Origin of the sequence: Edaphobacter sp. HDX4, from assembly GCF_036877565.1 — a bacterium.
Taxonomy (GTDB): Bacteria; Acidobacteriota; Terriglobia; order Terriglobales; family Acidobacteriaceae; genus Edaphobacter.
This window is the reverse complement of sequence record NZ_JAEDXW010000014.1, coordinates 63,363-88,405: the sequence shown is the minus strand read 5'-3', so window position 1 is coordinate 88,405 and position 25,043 is coordinate 63,363. Positions and strand designations below refer to the sequence as shown.

The window sequence follows — 25,043 nt, the reverse complement described above, 5'->3', positions numbered from 1 at the left end:
GTGAACTATGGCACACCGGTGGCCGACCGCTTCAACCTGCGTGCGAACCGCGGCAACGCAGGCGAATGGGCAGGCAGCGTTCCAATTTCCGAACGTGGCAGCACCGCAGACAGCCGCGAGGCTGGTTTGCAGTGGTCTGCACGACCCCTACGTTGATGTTGGTGGTAATTGAACGAGAGTTGGCCGAGGCTCGTCATGGTGAAGATGCCAAACCCGGCTCTCAGAACAGTCTTGTTGTCAGCGAAGGGACGATAGGCGATACCAAGCCGTGGTTGAAAGTTCTTCTTATAGAAAGCGCGGAGACCATCGCCGACACCAATGTTACTCGCCTTTTCGATAGGCGCACACGGCAGGAGTGGATTGACGCCAGGACATGCGTTGATCGTATTCAGCATCTCGGTTCTTGCGGTTCCGTGATTCGGCAGAATGAATCCGCCGTTCGTGGGATCGAAGGCACCCAAGTTGTTGTTCTCACTGGTGAACGGTGGAAGGGCCTGCCAGCGGAGGCCGCACTAAAGGTGACGTAGCGCGCCATGTGCCACTCGTCCTGCGCATAAACGCCCGTTTGGTATGCGTGCAGTGCGGTATCCGGTCCAGAGCGCGCCACGTAGCTCTTTGAAGGAAGGCCGAGAAGCAGATCGGCGAATGCATTGCCGCCGAAGGTTGAGGAGTTGAATGTGAAGGCCCCAAAATCGTTTGAGCCGCCGAAACTCTCAAGGTCGGTGTAGCGTACGCGGCGGACATCCACACCGAACTTGATGGTGTGGTTTCCTTTCACCCAGGAAAGATTGTGCGTGAACTGCAGCGTCTGTGAGCGAGTGGTTCCAGTCTTGTCGCGTCCAATCGTTGTAAAGTTGGTGCCATCGCTGAAGTCGAATGTAGGGAATGCATTCACGTTGGGCACGTCCTCTAAGTTCAACCCTTCCAATCCAAGGGTCCGGACTGCTGTTGCACCAGAAATCGGGAACTCGACCTTCGATGTGTACAGTGTCAATCCAAAGCGGGCCTCGTTCAGCAGCGTTGGCGTTATTGTGTAGTTATAAGAGAAGATCAGATTACGATTGGGCTCGCGGTGCAACGCGGTGGGCAGCAGGTTGTTTGTGAATGTGGAATCGACGTTCTTCCAACTCCAGCGTCCGTAGACCTGCTGCTTGTCATTCAGCGTGCGATCAACTCTGACATCATAGCCGTTGATGTTAGCCGGCGTAGGTGCCTGCACTCGATAGTTTCCGGTGACATCGCCTCCGTTAGTCGCATTCGGCAAGGGTATGTAATGGTTTAGCAGTGCAAGTGAAACGCTGCTGAGACGGGCCGATGGGATTTGATTGCTGGTGAACGTCATTCCCGTCGTGGGATCCACGGCTGCCGGACCAGGAAGCCCATTGAGGTCTCCAGATCGCATCGCGAGACTCGGAACGGTTAGAACCAGCGGGGTGGTGAACCGCCGACGGTTACCTCATAATCGGCGAAGAAGAACGTCCGGTCTGTAGTCGGGTGGATGTGCGGCAAGCGCACAGGTCCGCTAAAGCTCCCACCGAAGGTGTTGTACGCCTTATGTGGCTTAACGTCGAAGCCCCAAGTCGTTGCATCGAACGCGCTATTCTGCAGGTATTCGAACGCGCTTCCGTGAAAACGGTTCGTGCCGCTCTTGGTGATGATGGTCACGTCGGCCATCTGAGAAAACTCAGCATTGTTGTTGAATTGTGTAACCTTCATCTCGCTGATGAGCTCTGATGATGGATTCATATTTGCGAGAGCGCCGTTTTGGCGGATGTTGACGGTCGAAGTTCCATCCACAGAATATCGAATCTGTGCTGAAGTTCCTCCGCCAATAGACACATTACCGCTGCTGTCCTGCTGCACACCGGGTACCGCGACCAGCGCTGCGAGTGGGCTGTCATTGCCACCGCAATAGTTCATCGGAATTTCGACGACCTGGTTGAACTTCTTCGTGTCGCCGATAGTGCCGTTCTCTGTGTTGACCGTGGTCGAATCGGCTTCAACGGAAACCGTCTGCTGCGTGTCGCTGACTTGCAGTTCCATATCCGCGCGTAGCTGCTGTCTGGCCTCGAGCGTGATATCCGTCAAAGTGGTCTCTGCGAAGTTAGGAGCTACTGCGGTGACGGCATACTTGCCCGATTTAGGTTGAGAACCTGATACGCACCGCTACGTTCGCAGAGGTGTCGCGGCTCGAATTGTCATTCAGGTTCCGGATGTGCACGGTCGCGCCCGGGATCACGGCTCCCGATGCATCCTGAACCGATTCGAGAATACTGCCGAACGTGGATTGTGCCGCCAACCTCGTCGAACCCGCTGATGAGAGTAGAAGGACGACAGCAGTTGAAAAAACAGTTGACTGCCACGAGTGCTGTGTTCTACGGCCTCCAAAGATGTGCATGATCGATCTCCTGACCACCAAAGAAAACGTAGTCAAGATCGATCAGACAAGCTTCATCGTCAAGAAGGCATAAAGCCTTCAGACATTTCTGCTTCCACAGTTCTAGTCAGCACTGCTGAACAGCACGTCCCTCCGTCCACTTGCCGGCTTAGGGGGGCCGCGATTCTTCTAATTCTCTTTGATCAGCCTTTTCGACGTACCATGGGACGTTAATGACCATGACACGCTTAGTTCCTCGAAGGTAGAGCAGAGCTTTGAGCACGGCTGATCGCTGATTGTGCAACAGATGGTGGTACCACTGTCGTTCGACAAGTTCGGGAATCACCACGGCAATCAGACAATCAGTATTCTGATGCTCTACTTCGGAGACAAACCTAAAAATGGGATGAACTACAAAACGATAAGGAGACATAACGATCGTAAGTTCAGGTGCCGGAACTCCAGCCGCCGCTGCCGGAGCGGTGACTAAATGACGCCACTGGTCCGCGAGTGTGCTATGGCTTCCGCTTCCATCTATATGGACAACCCGGACGTCAGACGAGATGCGCATGGCGAATGATAAGGCTTTGCGCGAAACACGACTCCATCGATCTATCGGAACGATCACGATTGGATCATCCGTTGAACGGATGGAGATCGGAGCGACAGTAATGATGTTCCGCGCAACGCGATGGTAGTGCTTCCGAATCGCGATCATCAACGCATAAAGCAGCGGTATCAAGACAACTGTTATCCAGGCACCGTCTGCAAACTTCGCTACGAGCAGGATGATGATTGTGGCACCGGTCGCGATAGCTCCGATGGCGTTGATACAAGCGAGACCGCGTCGTCTTCGCTTCCACCAGTGGATCACCATTCCGGCCTGGGACAACGTGAATGCAAGAAAAGCACCCACCGCGAAGAGCGGAATGAGCCGATCTGTCACACCGCGGAACGAGACGAGCAACGCACCCGCGAAAAATGTCAGCGCTACCACGCCATGCGTGTAAACGAGGCGACGGCCTCTCACTGAGAACACTGGTGGCAGGAATCGATCCACTGCCATGATCCGGCAGAGACGTGGGAAGTCCGCATAGGAGGTGTTGGCTGATAGACAAAGCACCAGCGTGATGCTCGCCATCGCAAAGTAGTAGAAGTAGCCTCGCCCTGTCACGGCCCCCAGTAGAATGGAGAGAACGCTTTGGTACCCGGATGAAGAGGGGTCGGTTGCGGTCACCCGGTAGGCGTACACAAGCCATGCGAGGCCCCCCAGAAGCGAAATGAGGATACCGATAATGATCGTGAGAGACCGTTTTGCAACTTGAGTACTGGGCTGCTTGAACGCTGTCACGCCATTGCTGACCGCCTCTACTCCCGTCATCGCTGCGCAGCCGCTCGCGAAGGCTTTCAGAAGCAGCCACAGTCCGGGGAGGGCCAAGATGGTTCCGTGCACATGGGGAGGCGCGATCAGAGGCGTGGGATGACCATGGGACTGCACCACCTTTCAGCAGCCGATACCTACGAGTATGAGGAGCGCCGCTACGAAGCAGTACGTGGGGAGCACGAACGCTGCGCCGGTGTCACGCACACCACGCAGGTTCAACAGGGAAAGAAGAAGTAAGACGCCCATACAAAGCAGGGTGATATGAGGTTGCAGGGACGGCACCGCCGACACAATCGTGCCCACACCCGCAGCTATTCCGACCGCTACGTTAAGGACGTAGTCAATCATGAGAGCGGCTCCGGCTAGCAAACCGAAAGTTGGCCCGAGATTCACTCCTGCAACGGAGTACGAACCTCCACCGCCGGGATATGCAGTAATCGTTTGACGGTAGGATAGGAAGACAATGCTCAGCAAGAGAATGATGATCGCGGTAATGGGTAGCAGGTAGAAGCTGCCTGCGATACCGAGAGGAACAAGCAGGGTCAAAGCCGCTTCAGGCCCATAGGCAGCTGAACTCAGCGCGTCGAGTCCAAATACTGCCACGCCCGTTCTGGCCGATATCTGCTGTGAGTGCTTCTCTTCTGTTGCCAGAGCAGATCCAACTATCCGATCAAGTATTGACATGATCAGGTCTCACCTTTCGTGCGGGTCCGCAGTGCAACGACCGCGGCCCCGATCTCGGGGGTTATCCCGGACTTGGGTACTCACGCCAGCATCACTCAGTCTCCGTCGAGCACCCATAAAGAAGGCATGAGGATCCGGCCTCGCCGGATGAGCTGATTAATCGAAAGACTCGCCAAACCAAGAAAAAACGCCGCACGCTTTACGGATTTCTTATGCGCTTTTCTCTATGCTTTTCTATATGAAGCAGTCTGCATCGCGGTGGATCGTCGCAGCCATGATCAGTGCGGCCACCCTGGCCACCAGCGCGGTCGCGGTTCGACTGCACATCGGAGTCGCCGCAGCTATCCCAGGCTTCATGCTTCTCGCGTTGCTCGCCTCATGGAAAGCGGGGTTTTTGGCAGCTGTGGTCGTGTCGGTGGCCTCGACAGTGTGTCTCGCCTACTTCTTCACCGAACCGAAGTTTAGCCTGACCGTCTACTCCTATCAGGATCTTCTGGCATTGGCGTCGTTTGTGGCTGTATCAGTTTTCGTGAGTCACCTGGTCCAACGCATTAGGGCATACAGTCTGACCCTGGAGGCCAAAGAGAGAGACCAAAGCGAACTCTTCCAGCTTTCCCAGAACATCCTCCTGGCAGATTGGAAGAGTGGGCCGGAAGAGCACTTGTGTCTGACAGTCCAAAAGCAGCTTGGGCTGCAAGGTGTAGCATTCTGGGATAGCAAGGCATCTCGCTACTGGTTCTCCGGAGACGCTGCGGACGCCGAGGAAGGCCTGATCGCGTCCCTTCGCGCAGGCGCTGACTGTGACCTTCCGACGCGGGCGGAACACATTCGGCTACTCCGCTTTGGAGCGAAACCGATTGGCGCGGTGGTCTTCCGTGGTGCTCACAGAGCCCCATTGTTTATGAGCGCCGTCGCAGCTTTAATCGCCAGCAATCTGGAGCGGGTGCGAGCAATGCGTGCGGAGGTTCTCGCGGAGTCGGTTGCTGTCTCCGAACAACTGCGCACAGCGGTGCTCGATGGCCTCGCTCACTCCGTGAAAACCCCCCTAACGACCATCGCAGTTTCCGCTTCGGGCCTCATTGGGATCGGCAATCTCAGTTCGCTTCAGCAGGGGTTCGCGCGAACGATCGAAGAGCAGGCGCTCTCCATTTCAGAAGTTACGAACAAGCTGCTGAGAACTTCTCGCTTGGACAGCCAAGAAATTGCACTTCGCCGACGGCTGGTCTCGCTTCAAGACCTCTTTGAATCCTCAATCGCGGAGCTGCCCCGGCAACTAAATAGCGGAAGAATTACGCCGACGCTCCTTCAGGGAAGTGTCAAGATCTTGGCCGATCTGGAGGTCCTGCGAATGGCGCTAGTGCAGCTTATGGAGAACGCGCTGACATACAGTCCCGCCGATTCACCGGTTTCCGTAACTGCAATGTGCGCTGAGAATGAAATCGAGATCACCGTTCACAATGAAGGCACATTCATCCCAGCCGAAGAACGGCAACTCATTTTCGAGCGTTATTACAGGAGCCCCTCTACGGGTCATAAAGCGCCTGGCACCGGTCTGGGGCTTTCCATTGCCAAACGCGCAACCGACATGCACCAGGGCTCTGTCCGCGTCGAAAGCTCTCGAGAACTTGGCACTACATTCTTTCTCACCGTTCCTAAAGGAGGACCATGTTGACCAACGAAGGCGTTGTGCTCATCGCCGAAGATGATGCCGCTCTCAGACACAGCCTAAGCAGTACCCTTCAGACGCTCGGGTTCAAAGTAGGTGAAGTTGCCACCGGAGAGTACGCTCTGCTCGAGTTGAGACACGAGCACTACGAACTTGTGCTTCTCGATCTGAACATGCCCGGCATGGGAGGCCTCGCTGCTTGCAAGCGCATCCGAGAACAACATCCGAAACTGCAAATCATGGTGCTCACGGTGCGCGACACTGAAGACGACAAAGTCTTGGCGCTGGATGCCGGGGCAGACGATTACATCACAAAACCCTTTCTACTAATGGAACTCACGGCCCGCATTCGGTCGGCGGTCCGTCGAATGCGAACTCCCGAGGGATCTGCGCTCCGCTCCCGTCAGGTCGGCGAAATTCGGGTGGAAGCAGAGCAGCATCGGGTCTTCAAGCGCGATACTGAGGTGCACCTAACTCCTAAGGAGTTTGATCTGCTCCTTATCCTAATGCAGAATGCCGGCAAGCCACTGTCCCATCACAAGCTGCTTACCGCGGTGTGGGGTGAAGAGTATGGCGGTGAACGGGAATACCTTCGAACGTATATGAGCCAGCTGCGCCGGAAGATCGAAGATGATCCTGCAAAGCCGGTTTATCTCACGACAGAGAATTACATCGGATACAGGTTTAAGTCGGAACCGTAAGACTTTATGCATTCCTGATAGACTCCGCTGCAAGCTGTAGGACGGAGTCGAAGATGAAAGCCTACCGTCTGCTTGCTGCCTCTGCTTTAGTTTTCTGTCTGTGCCCTTGCACAAACGCCTGCCCGCACTCCGGTGAACATGACCGCGCGCCAAGCGATCATCAGGGCCAAAACCGCGCGGAGCGAAGAGGACTACCGCAGCCTCGCTGACTTTTATATGCAGCGAGAGCGTCTGTTTTCAACGGCCGCCGAGCAGCAGCATGAGGCGCTTGAATATGCGCTGAAGTATTCGGGAGGCAAGAGCTACCCGCAGGCTGCGGATCGCGCTCGGATGCTAGGAGAGTACTACGAGAGCGAGCCAAAGAGAGCGAAGCTCTAGCCGAACTTTTCTCGAAGGCCGAGGCCGCACGAAAATCGCAATAAGCAGGCGACCTTCGCTCGGCCACTAGTCTTATGCAATGGGTAGTGTGAAGGTGAACACAGAGCCTGCGCCAAGCTGACTCGTGACCGCAACAGATCCCCCATGCGCTTCGACGATTGCTTTACTGATTGCCAGTCCCATAGCGGTGCCAGTCACGTAACTGTTGGGATTGCGAGCACGGTAAAACCGGTCGAAGATAAGCGCCTGCTCTGACGGGTCTATTCCGTACAGATCCGCCACGCTGATCGCGACTTCCTGACCCTGCCGCAACGCTGAGAGGATGATGGGAGAGCCTTTGCGAGAGTATTTGGCTGCGTTCTCGATGAGGTTACAAAGTAATTTGCTTACAAATTCTGCATCGGCAATGACCTTCGGTACGGCAGGCTCCTTAATCGTGATGGGATGATCAGGATAGCTGGTTGTGCAAATACGTTCAGCGTTCACGAAGAGAGATTGTGCTTCGACAAGCTCAAATGTCATGTGCACCTGTTGCGAGTCGAGCTTAGCCAATTCAGTTGCTTGCTCCACTAGCTGATCAAGACGGTCGCTCTCTTCGTCTACAACATCGATCAACTCTTCCCGCGAAGCAGCGGGCATGTCTCGATTGGCGCGAAGCGCCGATGCCGCACCTTTGATGGACGTTAGCGGTGTCCGCAGTTCATGGGTGATCGAATCGATGATGAGGGTGCGCAGGCGTTCTCCTTCCTTGTTTGCCTCGCTCTTTGCGACGTCTTCGAGTGCTTGAGCGCGGTCCAGCGCCATCGAGATCAAATCCCCGATCGTATGCAGGCTCTCATGCGAAGCTTTGACACCACGCATGGTGACCAATCCGCGCGGCCGCACGCCCGCCATAATCGGTAGCCGCGTTTCCCCTGCTGGTTGAGCATCCAAATCGCTGAGACTGAGCGCTACCTGCCGGAGATGTGGTATTTCGAAGGCCCCCGATGTAGTTCCGTACTGGAAGAGCCTGTCACCATCAAGAAGAAAGAGCACCACCGAGCTGGCGCCGGTGACGCTGTCCAGGCGACCCTCAACCCTGGATTGCCAACCTCTCCAACCCAGCCCGCCTCCCCACAACCAATATTTCACCCGCGCCCAACGGACGTGAACATATCTTCGATACTTATGCGACATGAACCGCGAGCAAGAACCTCACCCTCGTAGGTGAAGCGGATTATGTACTCAATCGAACGGTGTCACAACCACAGCCTGGGCGCGTCGTGATTGGCGCCGCCTATGCAAAGTACTCGTTGCCCAAGAACTGGAACGTGACTGGCCGTTTCGAGTACTTCGATGACAGAGGCGGTCTCTTCAGACCGCAGCACACAAGCGTTGAAGGAGTTGACCTTGATCGCCGATCACACCTTTGCCCCAGGCTTGCTTGCACGTGCAGAGTATCGGACGGATTTCTCAAATAGGCAGTTCTTCCTCACCGACCAAACCGGCGTTCTTCGTCACAGTCAAACGACCGCCACGATCGGCCTCGTCTACTGGTGAGGCACGAAACAGGCAGCATGGTGATGCTTGGACATGAATCTTTATGAGTTCCTTGTGCCAGCTGTATTCGAATGGAAAGTGATCTACGCCCGTCTCGGCGAAGAACCAAGTGTTAGGAAAGGACCGAAGATGCTCGACATGCTTGCCATAGTTCTACTGCTGCTTCTCTTTGCGGCAGCCCTGCTCTACCTGGGTGGTTGCGAACGCCTGAAAGGAAAACGTCCATGATTCTCAATGCTGCTCTTCTGACCGTCGCTGCTCTTCTGATGGTCTATCTCGTCTACGCGCTCTTGCGCCCGGAGAAGTTCTGATGTCCCTAAACGGCTGGCTTCAAATCTTTTTCTTCATCGCTGCAGTCCTTCTGCTCGCCACACCGATGGGCAGCTTCATGACTGCAGTCTTTGAACGGCGAAAGACTCTCCTCGATCCGGTCCTCGGCCCAGTAGAGCGATCGCTCTACAAGCTCACTGGTGTGCAGCCCGAAGAAGAGATGACGTGGCGTCAGTACACGCTAGCCATGCTCATCTTCAGTGCGGCTTCGCTCGTGCTGACCTACGTTGTCCAACGGGTACAGCATCTACTCCCTCTGAACCCTCAGCATTTGCCGGCAGTGCCTGCCGACCTCGCACTGAATACTGCAGTCTCGTTCACAACAAACACGAACTGGCAGTCCTACGTACCCGAAACGACCATGAGCTATCTCACTCAGATGCTCGGCCTCGCGACGCACAACTTCTGGTCTGCCGCGGTTGGTCTTGCGTTAGCGGTCGCTTTCATTCGCGGCATCGCACGCCGAGAGGCGAAGACGCTCGGCAACTTCTGGGTGGACCTCACACGTGGCACTCTGTGGGTGCTGTTACCAATTTCCACTATTTTCGCTTTGGCTTTGGTCTCCCAGGGTGTAGTGCAAAACCTGAAACCCTATGACACGGTCAAGCTGGTTGAAGCGCAGAAGGTTACGGGCGCCGATGGCAAGATTTCGAATGTCACGACGCAGATCATTGCGCAGGGCCCGGTTGCTTCACAGGAGGCGATCAAGATGTTGGGAACGAATGGTGGCGGCTTCTTCAATGCAAATAGCGCGCACCCGTTCGAGAACCCTACACCACTGACCAACTTCCTGCAGATGCTTTCGATTTTCCTGATCCCGGCGGGTTTGACGGTGACGCTGGGAAAGATGGTTAACTCGCCACGCCACGGTTGGGCGGTATTGGGCGCGATGGTGGTTCTGTGGTTCGCTGGAGTGTCCACTGCATTCTGGGCTGAATCCCACGGTAATCCGCAGTTCCACAAGGTGGACCAGCAAGTTTCTGCGGCCCAGAGCGGCGGAAACATGGAAGGCAAAGAGGTGCGATTCGGCATCGCCAACTCCGCACTATTTGCGACTGTCACAACGGACGCAAGCTGCGGTGCCGTCAACAGCATGCACGATAGCTTCACACCGATCGGCGGTTTGGTTCCACTCACGAACATTCTCCTTGGCGAAATAGTGTTTGGCGGAGTGGGCGCCGGCATGTACGGCATGCTGGTCTTTGTGATCCTGGCTGTGTTCATTGCAGGCCTGATGGTTGGTCGAACGCCGGAATACTTAGGAAAGAAGATCGAGAGCTACGACGTGCAGATGGCAATGCTCTATCTGCTAATCTTCCCGCTGCTGATCCTTGTCTTCGCAGCCATTACCATTCGCATGCCTGGACTTGGCCTGAGCAGCCTTGCGAACCACGGTCCACATGGCTTGGGCGAGATCCTGTACGCGTACACCTCCGCAACAGGCAACAATGGTTCCGCATTTGCAGGTTTGAGCGCGAATACGCATTGGTACAACTTTTCGCTTGCTGTCGCGATGTTTGCCGGGCGTTTCCTCATGATTGTTCCCATGATGGCCATTGCAGGCAATCTCGCGCTCAAGAAGATCACACCACCCTCCGCGGGCACGTTCCCTGTGACAACGCCTCTCTTCACGGTTCTCCTCACGGGCGTGATCGTCATCGTTGGTGCTCTGACCTTCTTTCCAGTTCTCAGCTTGGGTCCGATTCTGGAACACCTCATGCTGCGTGCGGGCCAACTCTTCTAGAAAGCTGCGGAGAATTCAATGGCTACCAAGAAACGTTCCTTATTTGATCCGACCATCGTGCGGAGAGCTTCCGTCGATGCGCTTCGGAAACTCAACCCCAAGCTGATGATGAAGAATCCGGTGATGTTTGTCGTCGAAGTTGGCAGCGTGCTGACTACAGTATTGCTGCTTGGCGACTTCTCCGGCCAGCGCGGACACCTCCGCTTCGATCTGCAGATCACCTTGTGGCTCTGGTTCACGGTTCTCTTCGCGAACTTTGCCGAGGCCATGGCCGAAGGCCGCGGCAAGGCACAGGCAGACGCACTCCGACTCGCGAAGTCCGAGACCACAGCCTACCGCGTGAACAAGTCCGGAGAGGTGCGGGAGGTTCCTAGCTCTCAGCTGCGCTCGGACGATGTGGTTCGCGTGACTGCCGGGCAGATGATACCGGGCGATGGTGAGGTCATCGAAGGGGTCGCATCCGTCGATGAATCGGCTATCACTGGAGAGTCCGCGCCCGTTATCCGAGAAGCCGGCGGCGACCGGTCTGCTGTGACGGGCGGCACCCGCGTTCTCAGCGATGTCATCACGGTGCGTATCACCTCTAATCCCGGCGAAACCTTCTTGGATCGCATGATCGCGCTTGTCGAAGGAGCCGAGCGGCAGAAGACACCGAACGAAATTGCATTGAACATTCTGCTTGCAGGACTCACGATCATTTTCCTGCTCGCGGTGGTCACATTGCAACCGTTTGCGCAGTACTCAGGAGCGCCTCAAACGGTATTCGTGCTGATCTCGCTGCTCGTGTGCCTGATCCCGACAACAATCGGCGGTCTCTTATCCGCCATTGGTATCGCTGGCATGGATCGCCTGGTACAGCACAACGTGCTGGCAACTTCGGGCCGTGCCGTCGAAGCTGCGGGCGACGTCAACACCCTGCTTTTGGACAAGACGGGCACCATTACCATCGGCAATCGCCAGGCGTCGGAATTCATTCCTGCACATGGCATTTCTGCGGACCAGCTTGCGGACGCAGCTCAGCTTTCTTCGCTGCCGGATGAGACGCCAGAGGGCCGGTCCATCGTTGTGCTAGCTAAGGAACAGTACAACCTCCGCGGCCGTGAGCTCGGCCAAATGAATGCAGAGTTCGTTCCATTCTCCGCAACGACGCGTATGAGCGGCATCGAGGTTGATGGACGCAGCATTCGCAAAGGCGCTGTGGATGCTTTGGCTCGTTACCTGGAGGAGCATGGTTCCCGCATGCCGGACGAGGTGCGTTCCTCTGTGGAGCAGGTGGCTCGCAGCGGGGGCACACCACTCGTTGTTGCGGAAAATGGCCGCGCCTTGGGCGTCATCCATCTCAAGGATGTTGTGAAAGGCGGAATGAAGGAACGCTTTGAGCAACTGCGTGCCATGGGCATTCGTACCGTCATGATCACCGGAGACAATCCGCTCACGGCAGCCGCCATCGCCCGCGAGGCGGGAGTAGACGATTTCTTGGCAGAAGCGAAGCCCAAGGACAAAATGGACCTCATCAAGCGCGAACAGAGCGAAGGTAAGCTCGTCGCGATGACCGGTGACGGAACGAATGACGCTCCTGCACTGGCTCAGGCTGATGTAGGTGTCGCCATGAACTCAGGCACCCAGGCAGCGAAAGAAGCCGGCAACATGGTGGACCTAGACAGTAATCCCACGAAGCTGATCGAGATTGTGGCTATCGGCAAGCAACTTCTTATGACGCGTGGTGCACTCACTACGTTTTCCATCGCGAACGATGTAGCGAAATACTTCGCCATTATCCCGGCTATGTTTGCGGGAGTCTTTCCGGTGCTGAATGCGTTAAACATTATGCACCTGCACAACTCCGAGTCTGCGGTGCTCTCAGCCATCATTTTCAACGCGCTAATTATTGTGGGGCTCATTCCTTTGGCACTGCGCGGCGTGTCTTATCGACCGCTCTCGGCGGCAGCTTTGCTACAACGCAACCTGCTCGTTTATGGTGTCGGCGGCATCATCGTTCCGTTCGTCGGAATCAAGCTGATTGACATGCTCATAACCGCGATTCACTTGGCATAAGGAGAACGTATGAAGAAGCAGATCATTACCGCGTGCCTGTATACCGCGATCACTGCAGTCCTGCTGGGCATCGTCTACCCGTTGGCGATTACCGGGATATCTCGTCTCATCTTCCGCGATAAGGCGGACGGCCAGATGCTAACCCGGAACGGAGAACTGATCGGCTCACGAATCATAGGCCAACCGTTTACCGGGCCAGGTTACTTTCACAGCCGGCCGTCAGCCGCTGGCACAGGCTATGACGCGGGCGCTTCGAGCGGATCCAACCTCGGGCCTTCGAGTAAGACGTTGATAGATCGTGTGGACGGAAGCGTGAAATCCGAGTCTAATGGCGGCCGGGCTGTTCCGGTCGACTTGGTTACAGCGTCCGCGTCTGGACTCGACCCTGACATCTCACCCGCTGCTGCTCTGTACCAAGTGTCTCGCGTCGCGCGCGAGAGGCATTTGACTGAAGAACGTGTAAGCGTGCTGGTGCAGTCAAATGTGCAGCCGCGGCAGTTCGGTCTGTTGGGTGAGCCGCGCGTCAACGTTCTTCAGCTAAACCTCGCATTGGATTCCATCCGTTGATGAAATGTACGGGCGGTTCAACGAGCCGTCCGTACTTCCTCGATCAGGTCCTTCCAATCACCTGGGATATGCTGCCGGAAGAGCCGTATCGACGGATACCAAGGCGAATACGATACCCGAAGCGCATAACACGCAGCCTTCCCCAAGAATCCGCTCGCGCCTTTAGAGGTGCGCGGACTCCTGCCCCTAAAGCAGGTGTGAGTGCCGTTTGCGCTGCCGGCCTCGGTCTGATGCGCGTTCGACATGAGGAAGACCAGGAACTACCAACCGTCCTCGAGACGAGCAGTACGGGAGGGACGGCGTCGGCGAGAAGAGCTTCCGACGGATGGGTGCAGTAAAACTCGAAGTGCACTCCTCGACGCTCGCCGCTCAGAATGAGCCCACGAAATCGGACTAAAGTCCAGTTTCAAACCTGACAGGCAGCGGAAGCTCCAGAAGAAGTTGCACCGCTTGGCGAAGCGAGTCCTTGCTGAGTTCTTTTTGGGCTAGACGCGAGGAGGAAGACGGTGGGGATGTGAAGCGGCTAGAGTAGTGCTCGTTTTGCGGAGCGGCCATCCCGGTCACGAGGGCGACAGTCGGGAGCTGCGTCCCTATGGCAGGAAGCCAGTGAAAGCCGCAGCAGGAACAGACCCCGTTGCAGTCATCACTTGTGGGCGGCAACGCCTTTGTCCGCGGCGTGAGCCGGGCTGTGCTGAACTCCAAGACCATCGCACGCCGGACAAATAGGGGAGATGAGGCTCATCACAAGCAGCAAAGCGCAGAGCATGAGCATGGCGGCTTTGCTTTGACCTGTGAGAGAACTGGACATGTGATTCAGGATCGCACGTTTGAGCGCGATCTGCACCGCATTGACTTGCCAGGCCTTTGCCAGGCCTTCACGCCCGAAGGCGCATGGAGTTCGATGGTCCGTCCAGCAGATCGTCTTAGCGAGGCATTAACTGCAAGACCGTCTGCTTGATCCATCGCCTTCGGGCGAAACCGAGGATGACGCCGAGACCGATTGAGATAGACCAGATGAGAAGCAACGGAGCGAAGTGCTCACTCACGTAGCGTCTCGAAGTCTGCATAAAATGCCCTAATTTTACGTAGGTCACCTTATATCCGTGGAGTGATGCAGGCAGTGAACTGGTGCCGACCAGCTTCGCTTTCTGAAGTGGTTTGGCGGCCGAAGGCTTGGGAGCACTGCTCCGGCTAACCTGCCGTCTAAACTCTCGCTGCTCTGTAGGTATCATGCGATCCGTCGAAAGCTGTCGCACCTGCTTCGCGATGCTCTGCTTAAGCTTCAGATTGCCGCAGGTGTTCGCCTCGCAGGCCAGTCCATTGATGGACACATTGTGGGCGTATTCCTGAACCATCTGCTGCCGTTCTGCGGGAGTAAACTTGTAGGTGCCCTGACGGTCAATCTCTATCAGACGCCCCAACATGGCCTGTCTCGCTGCCGGATTCGCCTTCTCCATAAACTGTTTGAGGCCAAGTTGGTATTCATCCTTCACGTAAACGTCGTACATCTTCCGCCAGACTTCGGGAGCTACCGTTTCAGGGGCAGTCGCCTTCCATCCATAGAGAAACTCTCCGGCTCGCATCATCTCTCGTGCGCCGGAATATCCTTCTTTCTGCATCTCGCGAATCCACTGCGGGTTCCAGTTGCGCGCATTCAACTCGGTTGCGATGAAATCGCGTGCGCCTTCCACTTTTTCGTGCCCTGCATGGCGTAGGTTGTTTATCACAAGCTCAGGTTTCGCTCCGGCCGCTTCTGAGGCAAGACGCAATCCTCCCATCGTCTGATAGACATCGTCGTTGTCCACTGCACCGTACAGGTTCGACGAACGGCTGTGCAGGACAACCTGATTGCCTTGGAGCTGATGCTGCAAAAGCTTTGGTTCGTTGGCTCCCCAGGACTTCTCCGTATAGGCATAGTTCGTCTTTGCGAGATACAACTCGGCCATCGTCTGATGTTCTTCGACGTCGCGGGATTGCTCCACCAGATTGGACAACCCTGTCCCATAGCTGCCGGGCGCCGAAGAGAACACTCTCGCTCCGGCGAGCTCGTTTGCCTTTTCAGCGCTCATCCCCGTAGCCATCAATGCTTTGACTATCTCGCGGTTCTGCCGGCTGAGCGCATTGTCACCCGCTGCGGCCGCCATGCGCGACGCGCGGTCCAGCAGGATGATCTTTTCCGCCATGCCATCGCGGTAGAGGCCACTCGCGGTGAAGACCACGTTCACCCGCGGATGCGTCATCTGAGCGTCGGCAATTAGCGAAAGCCGATCCACGACATTACGGTTGTTCCACTCCGGTTGGACCCCCATCAGGTACATGGCTTCAGCTTCCATGGCTCCCTGGTTCCTGCCCGACTCTCCCTGCCATAGCACCATCGAGATATGATCCGGATAGGTGCCGTGTTGCTTTTTGTAGCGTTCGAGCAGTTCGTCTCCCATACGTTTCCCTAGCGCCCATGCAGCGCGTGTCGGCAGAAGATTGGGATCGCCCTGATTCAGATTGCGCCCGGTAGGGAGGGCCTCGGGAACATTCAACGGATCGCCTACGGGGCCGCTGGGAATATATTCGGCGTTCAACACCTTCGGAAGTTCTTCGAGTTCGCGCACGGGAGAGATACGCATGTTCGTCATCCACGTCCGGGCTTCGGTGAGACTGCGCTCACTCTTCTCATGCACTTTAGCGGGAAGCGATGCAGGCACAGTCGCCGCACTGCCGTCAAAGACAGCTTTCGTCCAGTCGTCGAGATACGGAGCAACGGCCTTGCTCTCGTCCGGTAGAAATCCATTACTCAGAAATGCCTTCAGGCCTGCGCGAAGCCGATCATCCGATGGCATCTGTCCCAATGTGGCGAGGCCGAGCGGTAACGGAGACTCTTCGACACTGTCGAGGAACGCACTGACCCTCTCCATCGTCTCGTCCGTTTTATTCGGATCGAGCGCCAGTTGTTTGACGAGTCCCAGGCGCTGCATCTCGGCAATGGCTTGCTTCGCGTACTCTTCGGAGAGTGCCGGGGCGGTCTCATGCGTCTCCGTCCAGCGGTTCAGCGCCTCACTGAGGGCGCCGAAACGCTCCTCAAATCCAGTACGAGAAAGAATTGGTGTGAGGTGAGAGATGAGCACGGCCGCGCCGCGACGCCGTGCCTGGATCGCTTCGGCGTCGCCGTCCATGATGTAGTAGTTGACATTTGGAAGGTCACCAAGCAATACCTCCGAGGTGTCCCACCCCGCCTGGCCGGCGTTCTTTCCGGGAAGCCACTCCAGCGTTCCGTGGCGCCCCATCTGCACCATCGCATCGACTTTGAGTATGTTGCGATAATAGAGGAATGATGCAATGTAGCCATGATGTGGTGGTAATGTCGCACTGTGTTGCACGTTGGTGTACTCCTCCGCCGACGCACGAAGGATCTGTGGCCCCAGAAAGATATTTCCCAGCTGTACTCCCGGAATGACAAAGAATCTCTTTCCCGCGGGAGAGGTCCACGTCATAAGTTTTGCATCGCGCGGCTTACCCCAACGCTCATTAACTGCGTTGCGAAACTTCTCCGGCAACTCTGCGAACCACTTTTCGTACTCCGTCACCGGCACCAGGGCGACTCGACCGGAGCGTGCCATACGGTCCAGTTCACCCGGTTCCCAGTTCTCTACATTGTGACCAACGCTTGCAAGCTGGGCGAGAATCTCTTCCGTGGTGGGAAGCGAGCTTCCGGTTTGATAGCCGGATGTTTTTAGTGTTTCCAGAACAGCGCGAATACTTGGCGCAAGATTCAGATAGCTTGCACCGATGTTCCCTTTCCCGGGAGGATTGTTGTAGTAGATGATCGCAAGTTTCTTACTCTCGTTTTTCTTCTCTGCGAGTTCAACCCAGCGATGCGCACGCATAGCAGCAGCGTGCACGCGCTCCGGAATAGGCTCAAGATGTGGTGGAACGCCCTTCGATCCACCCTCTGTGGTGCCCACCATCATCGGCTCGGTGGCCCCATACGCCTCCGGCGAAGAGAGCATCGGTGTGACACGATCCGGCGTGACGCCGCGATCGGCCGCCTCCCACTCTGCACGAGTTTGACGGGTGAGCATCATGCCCATCACATGGATGTTTTGCTTTTCGAGAAGGACACGGTCGTCTGGCTTAGCCAGCGCCAGCGTAAACATCATCATCACGCGAATGGGGTCGCTGGTGGGTTGGTTGAATACAGCCGCGAGACTGGAGTGCGGCGAACCGACGACTCCAGCCGCAGCCATGCCTTGTCTTTCCAGTTCGCGAACCAAGGCATCCACAACCGCAGTGTCGTTGTCCTTGAGGTAGGTGTAAAAGAAGTTAACCGTAACGAGAGCACCCTGGTTCGGCTTCGCCTTGCGATACCACGCCAGGTACTCCGTCATCGTTGGGAAGAGCTTCGGTGCATCGGGGTGATAGATACCCTTGTTCGCCATCTGAATAGGAGGTGGGATAGAGATATTGTTCGCTCCTCCGGCCGCTCGATAAAGCACCAGCAGGAAACCGAGCATGTTCTCTTCACCGCCATTGTTCCAGTACGGCATAAGCCGTCCGGTAAGTCGCATGGTTGGCTCTGTTCCCCAGTCGCGCATGATGAACTCAGGAACATCGGTCGCGACCTGCAGGCCATTCTTGATGGCCTCTAATCCCGTGGGCTTAAACCGGTCGAGCATCTCCTGCGAAGGATGCTGCATGAAGATGGCCTTCGCCTGGGAAAGGCGCTCGGGCGTCAGCTCGTCTTCATTCAGGATGGAGCAGTCGCAGGCATCCTTGCCAACCGTCTGCTGGAACTTTGCAAAGGCAGCAGGCATGGTCTGCGAACTATGAAGAACAACCACGACATTTGGTTTTCTTTGTTGCGCCGGTGCTGCTGCCGTTGAAGATAATGCAACGAGAGCACAGATCCCTATTCTGAACCAGTTCATTCTCTGTCTCCTAGAAGTGCACTCGAACGCCAGCAAAGAGTGAGCGCCCGACGCTGCGGTAGTAGAAGAAATATTTCCGATCAAGGAGGTTATCCGCGTTCGCCACAATGGATACGTTCTTCGTGGCGCGATACGTCACCGTGCCATCCATCTCGAAGAAGAGGTTGTAGCTCCCAGGAACACCGCGCACCGTATCCGTGTTTGTGTCGGTCGAATAAACAGGACTCACATACCGCCCGGTCCAGTTGACGACGAAACGCTTCGGTGTCGCCGTGGCTTGATATGTGAGCATGTGTGCGGGAACATACGGCAGCGTCTTGCCGACTGTTGCGGGCAGGCTTGGATTGTTGAGAATGATGGAGTTGGTATAGGTGTATCCCTGCCGTAGTTCCAGCCAGTTCAGGACCCTCTCTCGGACAGATAGTTCCGTTCCCCAGGTCCGGCTCTTTCCGGCATTCGTGAGGACCTTGGTCGCGCCAGTCGGGTCGACAACAAGGTCTGTTGTGCGATAGATGAGGTCACTGACTCGGTTCGTGTACCCCGTGGCCTCCACGGAATAGCGGTCGCGAAATGTGTGCTGCACGCCCGCTTCATACGCGAGAAGACGTTCCGGTCGCTCATCAGGATTGGCAACATACTTCGTCGTGCCGAGCACGAAGTTGTAGTAAAGCTCATACACGGAGGGGCCTCGAAATGCATTCCCGATACTGGCGCGCAGATGCCACTCATGCGGCAACGTATAGTTCGCCGCAACCTTCCCGGTGAAGGCGTGCTGCGATCGGTCGCCGTATTTCATAACTGAAGCGGCAGCGGTCGCCTGATTGCCGCCGTCGTACGTCTTCCAGTAATCGAATCGTCCGCCGGCGACAAGATTGAGCCTCTCCCAGAGATTCGATTGATATTGCACGTATCCTGACTGATCGATTGTCTTTCCGTATGCCTGGAGCGTGACATTCGTAACCGTATTGCGATCAAGCCAGTTCGTCATATTCCGTGTGGCGGTGCTGGCGCGATCTCCGCGCGTCTCGGTTCCGAAGAGCAACGTCCCGCTCCGTCCGGCGTGCGTCGCCAGGATGTTGGCATAGATCGACTGGCCGAACTGGTTCGGCGTCGTGCCAACGCCACCGGTCAGCGTCGAGCCTGTGCCGGGAGTGGTATACCAGCTTGTCGGATTCACGTTTAGGCCACCGGTCAATCGAACATTCCACGCTGGGGTAGCCTGCGCGGTGATCTGGCCGTGGTAGAAGTCTGTTGTAGCTCCTGAAGGACCACCGAGGTACGAGACCGGCGTAACACTCAACCGGCGCGTCGTCCCAGAGTTGTCCGCGAAGCTGACGACGCCCTTGTCGATGGGGTCGCCCGCCGCATTGCGCAGGGAGGTAGCGTACGGGCCATAACCATCACCGCGATGCATATGCAGAAATTGCAGGTAGCCAAAGAGCTTCGGCGTGAAGGTGTACTCCGCACGGAGACGAAGCGCTTCGCTCTTGTACCACTGCGCACCGCGCGAACCGACTTCGTACTGCGTGCCACCTGTGTTCGTTGCCCATTGCCGTACGCCGGTGACAGGTGTTGCCGTGCCCGACGTGACAACGGTTCCGAACACTCCCTGTGGCGAGTAACCGCCTGTCTTGTATCCGCTATATCCAACCGTGACGCCGAGGCGGTCGAAGAAGCGATCCGTGAGGTGGATGTTGTAGTTGTCCGTCGCCCGGCTTCCGTATTGATAGAAGAACTCACCGTGGCGACCATCTGGCTTACGGCTGATAAGGTTCACCACACCGCCCATCGCATTGCCGCCATAGAGCGAAGAAAACGGGCCGCGAGCGATCTCGATGCGCTGAAGGTCGCTCGGCGAAAAGATGGCCCAATTGATCGAGCCGTTGAAGGAGTTGTTGATCGGTTGGTCGTCCAGCAGGATAAGCGTTCTCACCTGGCCACCGCGCCCAGCAAAGCCGCGCAGCCCTAGACCGAAGTCGTTATCCGATGCGCCGCGCGCCCGAAGGCTGATGACTCCTGGCGTGTTTTCAAGCGCCTTGTCGATAAGCCGGACATCACGGTTTTCAATCTCTTGACGCCCTACCACGGCCTGGGAAACGGGGGAACGCTCAAGCTCAATCGGCGAGCGCGTGCCCGTAACGGTAACCTCCTCTTTTAGCGGCTCTATCTTCTGAACTTCAGTCGGCGCGGCGGATGGTGACCCCGTCGTACCCTGCGCATGGCATGGCATGGCAATCATCAACGACACCAGAATGGGAGTAAGGCGAAACAGGGACGCGAGAGAGCGTCCGAAACAGAGCGAGCGATTCACGGATATCTCCTGAACTTACAAGGGAGCAATGGAAACGGCTATCGGCGAAGGTGCAACGGATCTCGCCGCAGGAGAGGCTTTGCACCAGGGTTCCTCGATAGCTACCTAAGTGAACGCATCACTTTGAGGCGAACATTCAAAAGGGAGTGACGCGCCCCGGCGACGCATTCAGTCGAAACTCAATCGAGAAGACGGAGAAGATTAGGAGACGGGAGGAGGGCGAATACGCGCAGCGGGCGGCTGCCAGTCCGAAATCCAGGAAACAACGTTTTTGGCCTCTATGGCTCGAGTTTCGCGTTGAAACGATGCCAACAGCAGAACAACGCAGACCGCAACCATCTGCATCGACATCTGGCAGAGTGCGCAATGTCCCACATCTTCATGCTTTTTGTCGAGGTGGTTATGCGATGCGGACGCAATCGATGCGCAAAGCAAAAAGACAACCACTATTGCCGCCAAGACCAGGCGGAAGCTGGATCGCTTTTGTGCAATTTGCGTGAGCATACGTTTCACGATTCCACGACTTCACGCTCCTGTCAAATGCGAATTGATTCCTAACAGAGGAATCGCCACCCTACGGGATTCGTTGAGGAGTCAGCACGCAGGAGTAAAGTATGACGCTTTACGGGGGATTCGAGATTGAGGTGAATTTGGGGAGCAAGTCTAGGGTTGAAGTGGCGTCGCAAGACTTATTCGGTAAGCGGCCAAACGCGACGCCTCAAGACGGGTGACGTTTCAAGCATTTCCGAGCGGAAACAAGCAGGCCGAAGCGGCTCCAGAGCTGCAAGGGTTTGCCAATTTGTAGCTGCAGGTGGTCCCGAAGCTCGCGAATCGATCGCACGCATGGGTAGGCGTTAGTCCAGATGAGATCGCCATTACCCGCAGCGGGTCTTCCGGCAAGGCTATCTACATTTGCCTTCAGGTCGTGTCACCTCCTGAACCCTAGCGGCTCAGGTGTGCGAGCTAGCTGTTCGAGTGGACCAACATGTGGTCAAGCGCCTTGAGCTACGTCCTGCGGTCCTAGAGGAGTGCTTGCGAAGGGCTAACGCCTTTAGCCGTATGTTCAGCCCGGCTAACTTACCCCGCTTCTTGACGTGCCGGGACACAACACTGACATCTGTGGCAAAAGGTATGGTTGAGGCGGTGAGCGGCGATCATGAGAGTGCTGCCTATGATCGTGATCAGCACCTCAAGATTGTGGGAAGGCAGCCTATCTCCTAAGTAGGCTGCGGTGAAGACAGAGATCAACCCCGCGCTCATGAGCCAGAGAACGCGCCACTCACCGTGGATGCGTAAACCTCGGACGAGAGCGATGCCTCCGACCCCTGTGATACTCAGCGCAACCAGACGATGGGTCTTCTCTTCGTTCGGAGTGTAGTGAGCGAGGATGGGCAAAACGGAAAGTACAACAGGGGTGCCGATACAGTGAATCACACAGACGACTGAAGCCCAGATGCCGAGCTGATCAGGTAGATACCGGAGGGCTTTGCCACCTTCCATGAGAGAAAATCCTTTAATGAAGCGAGCAGCACCGCCTGCTCGCGGGAGTCGCTAGATCTCCCTGGCGAGTATTCTTTGGCTGCCACAGGCGGAATACCCAGCCTATGTTGCTAATGATAAACCATTTATAATAACTGGCGTGAGACAGGCGATACTATTGTAAGAGCTATCGCATTTAGTAGTGCAGACTTAGCATTGAGGACAGGATGTCGAGAGAACACACATCGTTACCCAGGAAAACCAAACAGAAAGAAGCGATTCGTGCAGCGTTTATGGAGGCAGACCGTCCTCTATCTCCTGAAGAGACGTTTGCCCTTGCTCAGAGCGAGGTCGAAGGGATCAGCCTTGCCACCGTGTACCGCAATATCAACGCTCTGGTGTCCGATGAGTGGTTGATTTCGGTTGAGATTCCTGGGCATCCAGCACGATACGAAGTGGCTGGAAAAGACCACCATCACCACTTCCAGTGCAACCATTGCGGCAAACTTTTTGAGCTTGTTGGATGTGAAGTACAGGTCAAACCCAAGCTTCCCCGCGGATTTGTGGCCACGGGCCATGAGTTTTTTGTGTACGGCAAATGCTCCGAATGCCGCTGATCGTCAGCGATCACATCACCAGACGATCTACGTGTCGACGCAAGCGAAGAAAGCTCGTGCGATAGTTCACGCCAGGCTGCGACAATGTGCCCAACCTTCGCCGCCCGTTCCTCCCATCCAACGATAGTTCGTACCCGATACGAGGACCCCATGTTTTTGAGGACCCAGCCTTCGTACTCTGCGATCCATTGTGCCCCCTGCGCCAGAAGATGAAATTTTCCACACCTTGGCAGCCTGCCCATCGCCTCCGCGCTCCTCCATCGGCAGTCCAACGCAGCGCATCGCGGAACAAACTCGTAGCGATTCACATACACGCCCTCGTCTCCTCCGAAGTACATCCCGAAGCCCCAAAGAATCAAACGTTGTCCCGCTGGAAGATGCAAAGTGTATTGCGTGGAACCTGATGCGCCCGCAGGCGCACGCAGCCGCTCAAATCCGCGCTCCATCAGCAGGTTGCCTCTAGCACATTTCACGTCGTGGCCCCATAGCCAGCACTGCTGGTTCAACAGTGCCCGACCACGGCGCTGCAGGGAACCGGGGAGGTGAATCTTGTTCAGTGCAGTGCCGTCTACTTCACGGACGCTCAAGCCTTCGCCTCACGATACATCACGTGCTTTCGTAACACCGGATCGTACTTCCTCAGTTCGAGCTTGCCACTCTGGAGCTTCGGGTTCTTGGTTGTCGTGTAGAAGTGCCCGGTTCCCGCCATGGACACGAGCTTGATGATGGTCCTCATCGCGATCTCCCGCTCAGTTTCGCCAGTGTCCGTTCGACTCCAATCTTCTGCATCGTACGCAAGCCACGCGCACTGACGCGCATCCGGATAAAGCGATTCTCCAATGGCAACCAAATCCTCTTCCATTGAAGATTCGGCTCCCACCGCCGGCGGTCTTATTGTTAGAGTGTGAAATCCTGTTCCCAAATTGCAGCTTCTTGCCGGTGATCTTGCAAACCTTCGACATACTCTCCTCCTATGGCCCTACAATCTCGTTTTCGCGAAACATCTCGGCGAATGGGTCTGGGAAGGATTGCCAGGCAGCCGCCCCAGCCGCCATCTCCTCGTCCGTCAGCAGCGCAGCATTGAGCCGGGCTTCCGTATCTTCGCGATCCATCTTCATCCCGATGAAGACGATCTCCTGACGGCGGTCGCCATACTCCGGCTCCCACACCTTGCCGATGTACTCATTCGTCTCTTCGTCGTGCTCTTCTTCCTGAGGTCCCGCCGCGAGCCACTGCGCTTGAGGCTCAACCGTCAGCGTCTTTCCCGCGATCGAAAAGAGGATCAAATCATCGTGACGAGAGGCGAGCCACAGAAAACCCTTCGCGCGGAGAACGTTCGGAAACCCACCGTCGGTCAGGGCCTCCAGCCGCGCCGGGTGAAAGGGCTTGCGTGTGCGATAGACAAAACTTGAAATACCGTACTCCTCGGTCTCCGGTGTGTGCATGCCATTCAGCTCACGAACCCAGCCCGCGGATGTCTCGGCCTCCTCCATGTTGAAGAGTCGCGTATGGAGAATACTGTGAAGGGGAACTCTCCCATACTTCGAATGGACGATCTCGGCCGCAGGATTGAGCTGCTCGAGCAGGGCCCCAAGCCGTTCCAGCTCTTCCGAGGAGACCATGTCTGTCTTATTGATAACTATGACATTGGCAAACTCGATCTGGTCGATCAACAGGTCTGAGAGTGTCCGCTCATCGGCACTGCTAAGAGCCAATTGACGATCGCGGAGATCATCCACAGATTGCATGTCATCAAGAAACTTGGCGGCGTCCACCACGGTGACCATCGTGTCGAGCTTGGCCACCTCCGAGAGGGATGCACCGGTTTCATCTATAAATGTGAAGGTCGCGGCCACTGGCAAAGGTTCAGAGATTCCGGTCGATTCAATGAGCAGATAGTCAAAACGCCCTTCTCGCGCGAGCCGGGAGACCTCTTTGAGCAGGTCGTCGCGAAGGGTGCAGCAGATGCAGCCATTGGTCATCTCGACGAGCTTCTCCTCGGTCCGACTCAAGTTGGCCCCGCTCTGAGCGATCAGCTGAGAATCGATATTGATCTCGCTCATATCGTTGACGATGACGGCAACGCGCATCTTGTCGCGATTGTTGAGCACGTGATTGAGAAGGGTAGTCTTGCCGGCCCCCAGGAATCCAGACAACACGGTTGTAGGTAGTTTTTTCATTGGCGATACTCCTAATGAAAATGATAATACATTTGCATTAAGACTATCGCAAAGTCAGCATTGACGGGGCACTCTTGTGACGAAATAATTCATCATGCGAGCGCTCCGCAAC

General features: G+C 56.1%; 19 protein-coding genes and 3 pseudogenes. 11 read left to right on the top strand and 11 right to left on the bottom strand.

The genetic code is table 11. From position 1 onward, the window contains the following. Positions 1–5: 5 nt before the first annotated feature. The 4 genes and pseudogenes from JAO29_RS23535 to JAO29_RS14415 all read right to left on the bottom strand — a co-directional run bounded on the left by JAO29_RS23535 (position 6) and on the right by JAO29_RS14415 (position 4,445). Positions 6–461, bottom strand: coding sequence for a hypothetical protein (locus JAO29_RS23535; RefSeq protein WP_442886396.1), 456 nt, complete (start codon positions 459–461; stop codon positions 6–8). Beyond that, positions 389–1,402 carry a hypothetical protein gene (locus JAO29_RS14425; RefSeq protein ID WP_334268943.1) on the bottom strand — a complete coding sequence of 338 codons (1,014 nt, stop codon included), beginning with the start codon at positions 1,400–1,402 and terminating at the stop codon, positions 389–391. The genes JAO29_RS23535 and JAO29_RS14425 overlap by 73 nt, the downstream gene beginning before the upstream one ends. 17 nt (positions 1,403–1,419) lie before the next feature. Beyond that, a complete protein-coding gene (locus tag JAO29_RS14420; RefSeq protein WP_334268942.1) occupies positions 1,420–2,088 on the bottom strand; it encodes a hypothetical protein in 669 nt (222 codons plus the stop codon). 458 nt (positions 2,089–2,546) lie between these two features. After that, positions 2,547–4,445: pseudogene (locus tag JAO29_RS14415) on the bottom strand (APC family permease). A gap of 238 nt (positions 4,446–4,683) precedes the next feature. Here JAO29_RS14415 and JAO29_RS14410 point away from each other — a divergent pair. From JAO29_RS14410 to JAO29_RS14400, 3 genes are all read left to right on the top strand, one after another. Next, positions 4,684–6,117: a sensor histidine kinase gene (locus JAO29_RS14410; protein WP_334268941.1), complete on the top strand. Its 1,434-nt coding sequence runs from the start codon at positions 4,684–4,686 to the stop codon at positions 6,115–6,117. Then, on the top strand, positions 6,111–6,812 hold the full coding sequence (locus JAO29_RS14405; protein ID WP_334268940.1) for a response regulator transcription factor: 702 nt from the start codon (positions 6,111–6,113) through the stop codon (positions 6,810–6,812). The genes JAO29_RS14410 and JAO29_RS14405 overlap by 7 nt, the downstream gene beginning before the upstream one ends. A gap of 138 nt (positions 6,813–6,950) precedes the next feature. Then, entirely contained in the window at positions 6,951–7,190 is a 240-nt protein-coding gene (locus JAO29_RS14400) for a hypothetical protein (RefSeq protein ID WP_334268939.1), read from the top strand. Positions 7,191–7,262: 72 nt separating this feature from the next. Here JAO29_RS14400 and JAO29_RS14395 read toward each other — a convergent pair whose 3' ends face one another. Beyond that, positions 7,263–8,051, bottom strand: coding sequence for a sensor histidine kinase (locus tag JAO29_RS14395; protein ID WP_334268938.1), 789 nt, complete (start codon positions 8,049–8,051; stop codon positions 7,263–7,265). A 374-nt stretch (positions 8,052–8,425) separates the two neighbouring features. On the opposite strand from JAO29_RS14395, the pseudogene JAO29_RS23530 reads away from it, so the two are divergent. From JAO29_RS23530 to kdpC, 7 genes and pseudogenes are all read left to right on the top strand, one after another. Further along, a pseudogene (locus tag JAO29_RS23530) lies at positions 8,426–8,497 on the top strand (hypothetical protein); the annotation flags it as partial. Between the two features lie 28 nt (positions 8,498–8,525). Then, complete coding sequence (locus tag JAO29_RS14390) at positions 8,526–8,729, top strand: hypothetical protein (RefSeq protein WP_334268937.1); 204 nt, start codon at positions 8,526–8,528, stop codon at positions 8,727–8,729. Positions 8,730–8,762: 33 nt separating this feature from the next. Next, positions 8,763–8,957 carry a hypothetical protein gene (locus JAO29_RS14385; protein ID WP_334268936.1) on the top strand — a complete coding sequence of 65 codons (195 nt, stop codon included), beginning with the start codon at positions 8,763–8,765 and terminating at the stop codon, positions 8,955–8,957. Continuing rightward, on the top strand, positions 8,954–9,040 hold the full coding sequence (kdpF, locus tag JAO29_RS23525; RefSeq protein WP_442886401.1) for a K(+)-transporting ATPase subunit F: 87 nt from the start codon (positions 8,954–8,956) through the stop codon (positions 9,038–9,040). The genes JAO29_RS14385 and kdpF overlap by 4 nt, the downstream gene beginning before the upstream one ends. After that, positions 9,040–10,803, top strand: coding sequence for a potassium-transporting ATPase subunit KdpA (gene kdpA / locus JAO29_RS14380; protein WP_334268935.1), 1,764 nt, complete (start codon positions 9,040–9,042; stop codon positions 10,801–10,803). Before kdpF ends, kdpA begins: the two co-directional genes overlap by 1 nt. A gap of 18 nt (positions 10,804–10,821) precedes the next feature. After that, the gene (kdpB, locus tag JAO29_RS14375; RefSeq protein ID WP_334268934.1) at positions 10,822–12,858 is read left to right on the top strand and encodes a potassium-transporting ATPase subunit KdpB; all 2,037 of its coding nucleotides are present in this window, start codon (positions 10,822–10,824) and stop codon (positions 12,856–12,858) included. 9 nt (positions 12,859–12,867) lie between these two features. Then, positions 12,868–13,425 (top strand): potassium-transporting ATPase subunit KdpC, encoded by a 558-nt coding sequence (gene kdpC, locus JAO29_RS14370; protein WP_334268933.1) that lies wholly within the window; start codon positions 12,868–12,870, stop codon positions 13,423–13,425. 923 nt (positions 13,426–14,348) lie between these two features. On the opposite strand, the gene JAO29_RS14365 is transcribed toward kdpC, so the two are convergent. From JAO29_RS14365 to JAO29_RS14355, 3 genes are all read right to left on the bottom strand, one after another. Continuing rightward, entirely contained in the window at positions 14,349–18,344 is a 3,996-nt protein-coding gene (locus JAO29_RS14365; protein ID WP_334268932.1) for a cobaltochelatase subunit CobN, read from the bottom strand. 10 nt (positions 18,345–18,354) lie between these two features. Beyond that, positions 18,355–20,655 carry a TonB-dependent receptor gene (locus JAO29_RS14360; RefSeq protein WP_334268930.1) on the bottom strand — a complete coding sequence of 767 codons (2,301 nt, stop codon included), beginning with the start codon at positions 20,653–20,655 and terminating at the stop codon, positions 18,355–18,357. A gap of 1,077 nt (positions 20,656–21,732) precedes the next feature. Further along, positions 21,733–22,155 (bottom strand): MerC domain-containing protein, encoded by a 423-nt coding sequence (locus JAO29_RS14355; protein WP_334268929.1) that lies wholly within the window; start codon positions 22,153–22,155, stop codon positions 21,733–21,735. 206 nt (positions 22,156–22,361) lie between these two features. Here JAO29_RS14355 and JAO29_RS14350 point away from each other — a divergent pair, with 206 nt between their 5' ends. Continuing rightward, complete coding sequence (locus JAO29_RS14350) at positions 22,362–22,751, top strand: Fur family transcriptional regulator (RefSeq protein WP_334268928.1); 390 nt, start codon at positions 22,362–22,364, stop codon at positions 22,749–22,751. Positions 22,752–23,334: 583 nt separating this feature from the next. Here the strand turns inward: JAO29_RS14350 and rpmG are convergent. From rpmG to JAO29_RS14335, 3 genes and pseudogenes are all read right to left on the bottom strand, one after another. Next, positions 23,335–23,487: a 50S ribosomal protein L33 gene (gene rpmG, locus JAO29_RS14345; RefSeq protein ID WP_334268927.1), complete on the bottom strand. Its 153-nt coding sequence runs from the start codon at positions 23,485–23,487 to the stop codon at positions 23,335–23,337. Then, a pseudogene (gene rpmB, locus JAO29_RS14340) lies at positions 23,484–23,713 on the bottom strand (50S ribosomal protein L28). The gene rpmG and the pseudogene rpmB overlap by 4 nt, the downstream one beginning before the upstream one ends. 9 nt (positions 23,714–23,722) lie before the next feature. Further along, positions 23,723–24,931 carry a GTP-binding protein gene (locus JAO29_RS14335; RefSeq protein ID WP_334268926.1) on the bottom strand — a complete coding sequence of 403 codons (1,209 nt, stop codon included), beginning with the start codon at positions 24,929–24,931 and terminating at the stop codon, positions 23,723–23,725. Positions 24,932–25,043: the final 112 nt, after the last annotated feature.

What these genes read in the sequence shown, in the direction of transcription:
- JAO29_RS14425 (WP_334268943.1), bottom strand. Translation starts at nt 1,402, where the DNA reads ATGCGATCTGGAGACCTCAATGGGCTTCCTGGTCCGGCAGCCGTGGAT.
- JAO29_RS14410 (WP_334268941.1), top strand. Translation starts at nt 4,684, where the DNA reads ATGAAGCAGTCTGCATCGCGGTGGATCGTCGCAGCCATGATCAGTGCG.
- JAO29_RS14405 (WP_334268940.1), top strand. Translation starts at nt 6,111, where the DNA reads ATGTTGACCAACGAAGGCGTTGTGCTCATCGCCGAAGATGATGCCGCT.
- JAO29_RS14400 (WP_334268939.1), top strand. Translation starts at nt 6,951, where the DNA reads ATGACCGCGCGCCAAGCGATCATCAGGGCCAAAACCGCGCGGAGCGAA.
- JAO29_RS14395 (WP_334268938.1), bottom strand. Translation starts at nt 8,051, where the DNA reads ATGCGTGGTGTCAAAGCTTCGCATGAGAGCCTGCATACGATCGGGGAT.
- JAO29_RS14390 (WP_334268937.1), top strand. Translation starts at nt 8,526, where the DNA reads ATGACAGAGGCGGTCTCTTCAGACCGCAGCACACAAGCGTTGAAGGAG.
- JAO29_RS14385 (WP_334268936.1), top strand. Translation starts at nt 8,763, where the DNA reads ATGAATCTTTATGAGTTCCTTGTGCCAGCTGTATTCGAATGGAAAGTG.
- kdpF (WP_442886401.1), top strand. Translation starts at nt 8,954, where the DNA reads ATGATTCTCAATGCTGCTCTTCTGACCGTCGCTGCTCTTCTGATGGTC.
- kdpA (WP_334268935.1), top strand. Translation starts at nt 9,040, where the DNA reads ATGTCCCTAAACGGCTGGCTTCAAATCTTTTTCTTCATCGCTGCAGTC.
- kdpB (WP_334268934.1), top strand. Translation starts at nt 10,822, where the DNA reads ATGGCTACCAAGAAACGTTCCTTATTTGATCCGACCATCGTGCGGAGA.
- kdpC (WP_334268933.1), top strand. Translation starts at nt 12,868, where the DNA reads ATGAAGAAGCAGATCATTACCGCGTGCCTGTATACCGCGATCACTGCA.
- JAO29_RS14365 (WP_334268932.1), bottom strand. Translation starts at nt 18,344, where the DNA reads ATGAACTGGTTCAGAATAGGGATCTGTGCTCTCGTTGCATTATCTTCA.
- JAO29_RS14355 (WP_334268929.1), bottom strand. Translation starts at nt 22,155, where the DNA reads ATGGAAGGTGGCAAAGCCCTCCGGTATCTACCTGATCAGCTCGGCATC.
- JAO29_RS14350 (WP_334268928.1), top strand. Translation starts at nt 22,362, where the DNA reads ATGTCGAGAGAACACACATCGTTACCCAGGAAAACCAAACAGAAAGAA.
- rpmG (WP_334268927.1), bottom strand. Translation starts at nt 23,487, where the DNA reads ATGAGGACCATCATCAAGCTCGTGTCCATGGCGGGAACCGGGCACTTC.
- JAO29_RS14335 (WP_334268926.1), bottom strand. Translation starts at nt 24,931, where the DNA reads ATGAAAAAACTACCTACAACCGTGTTGTCTGGATTCCTGGGGGCCGGC.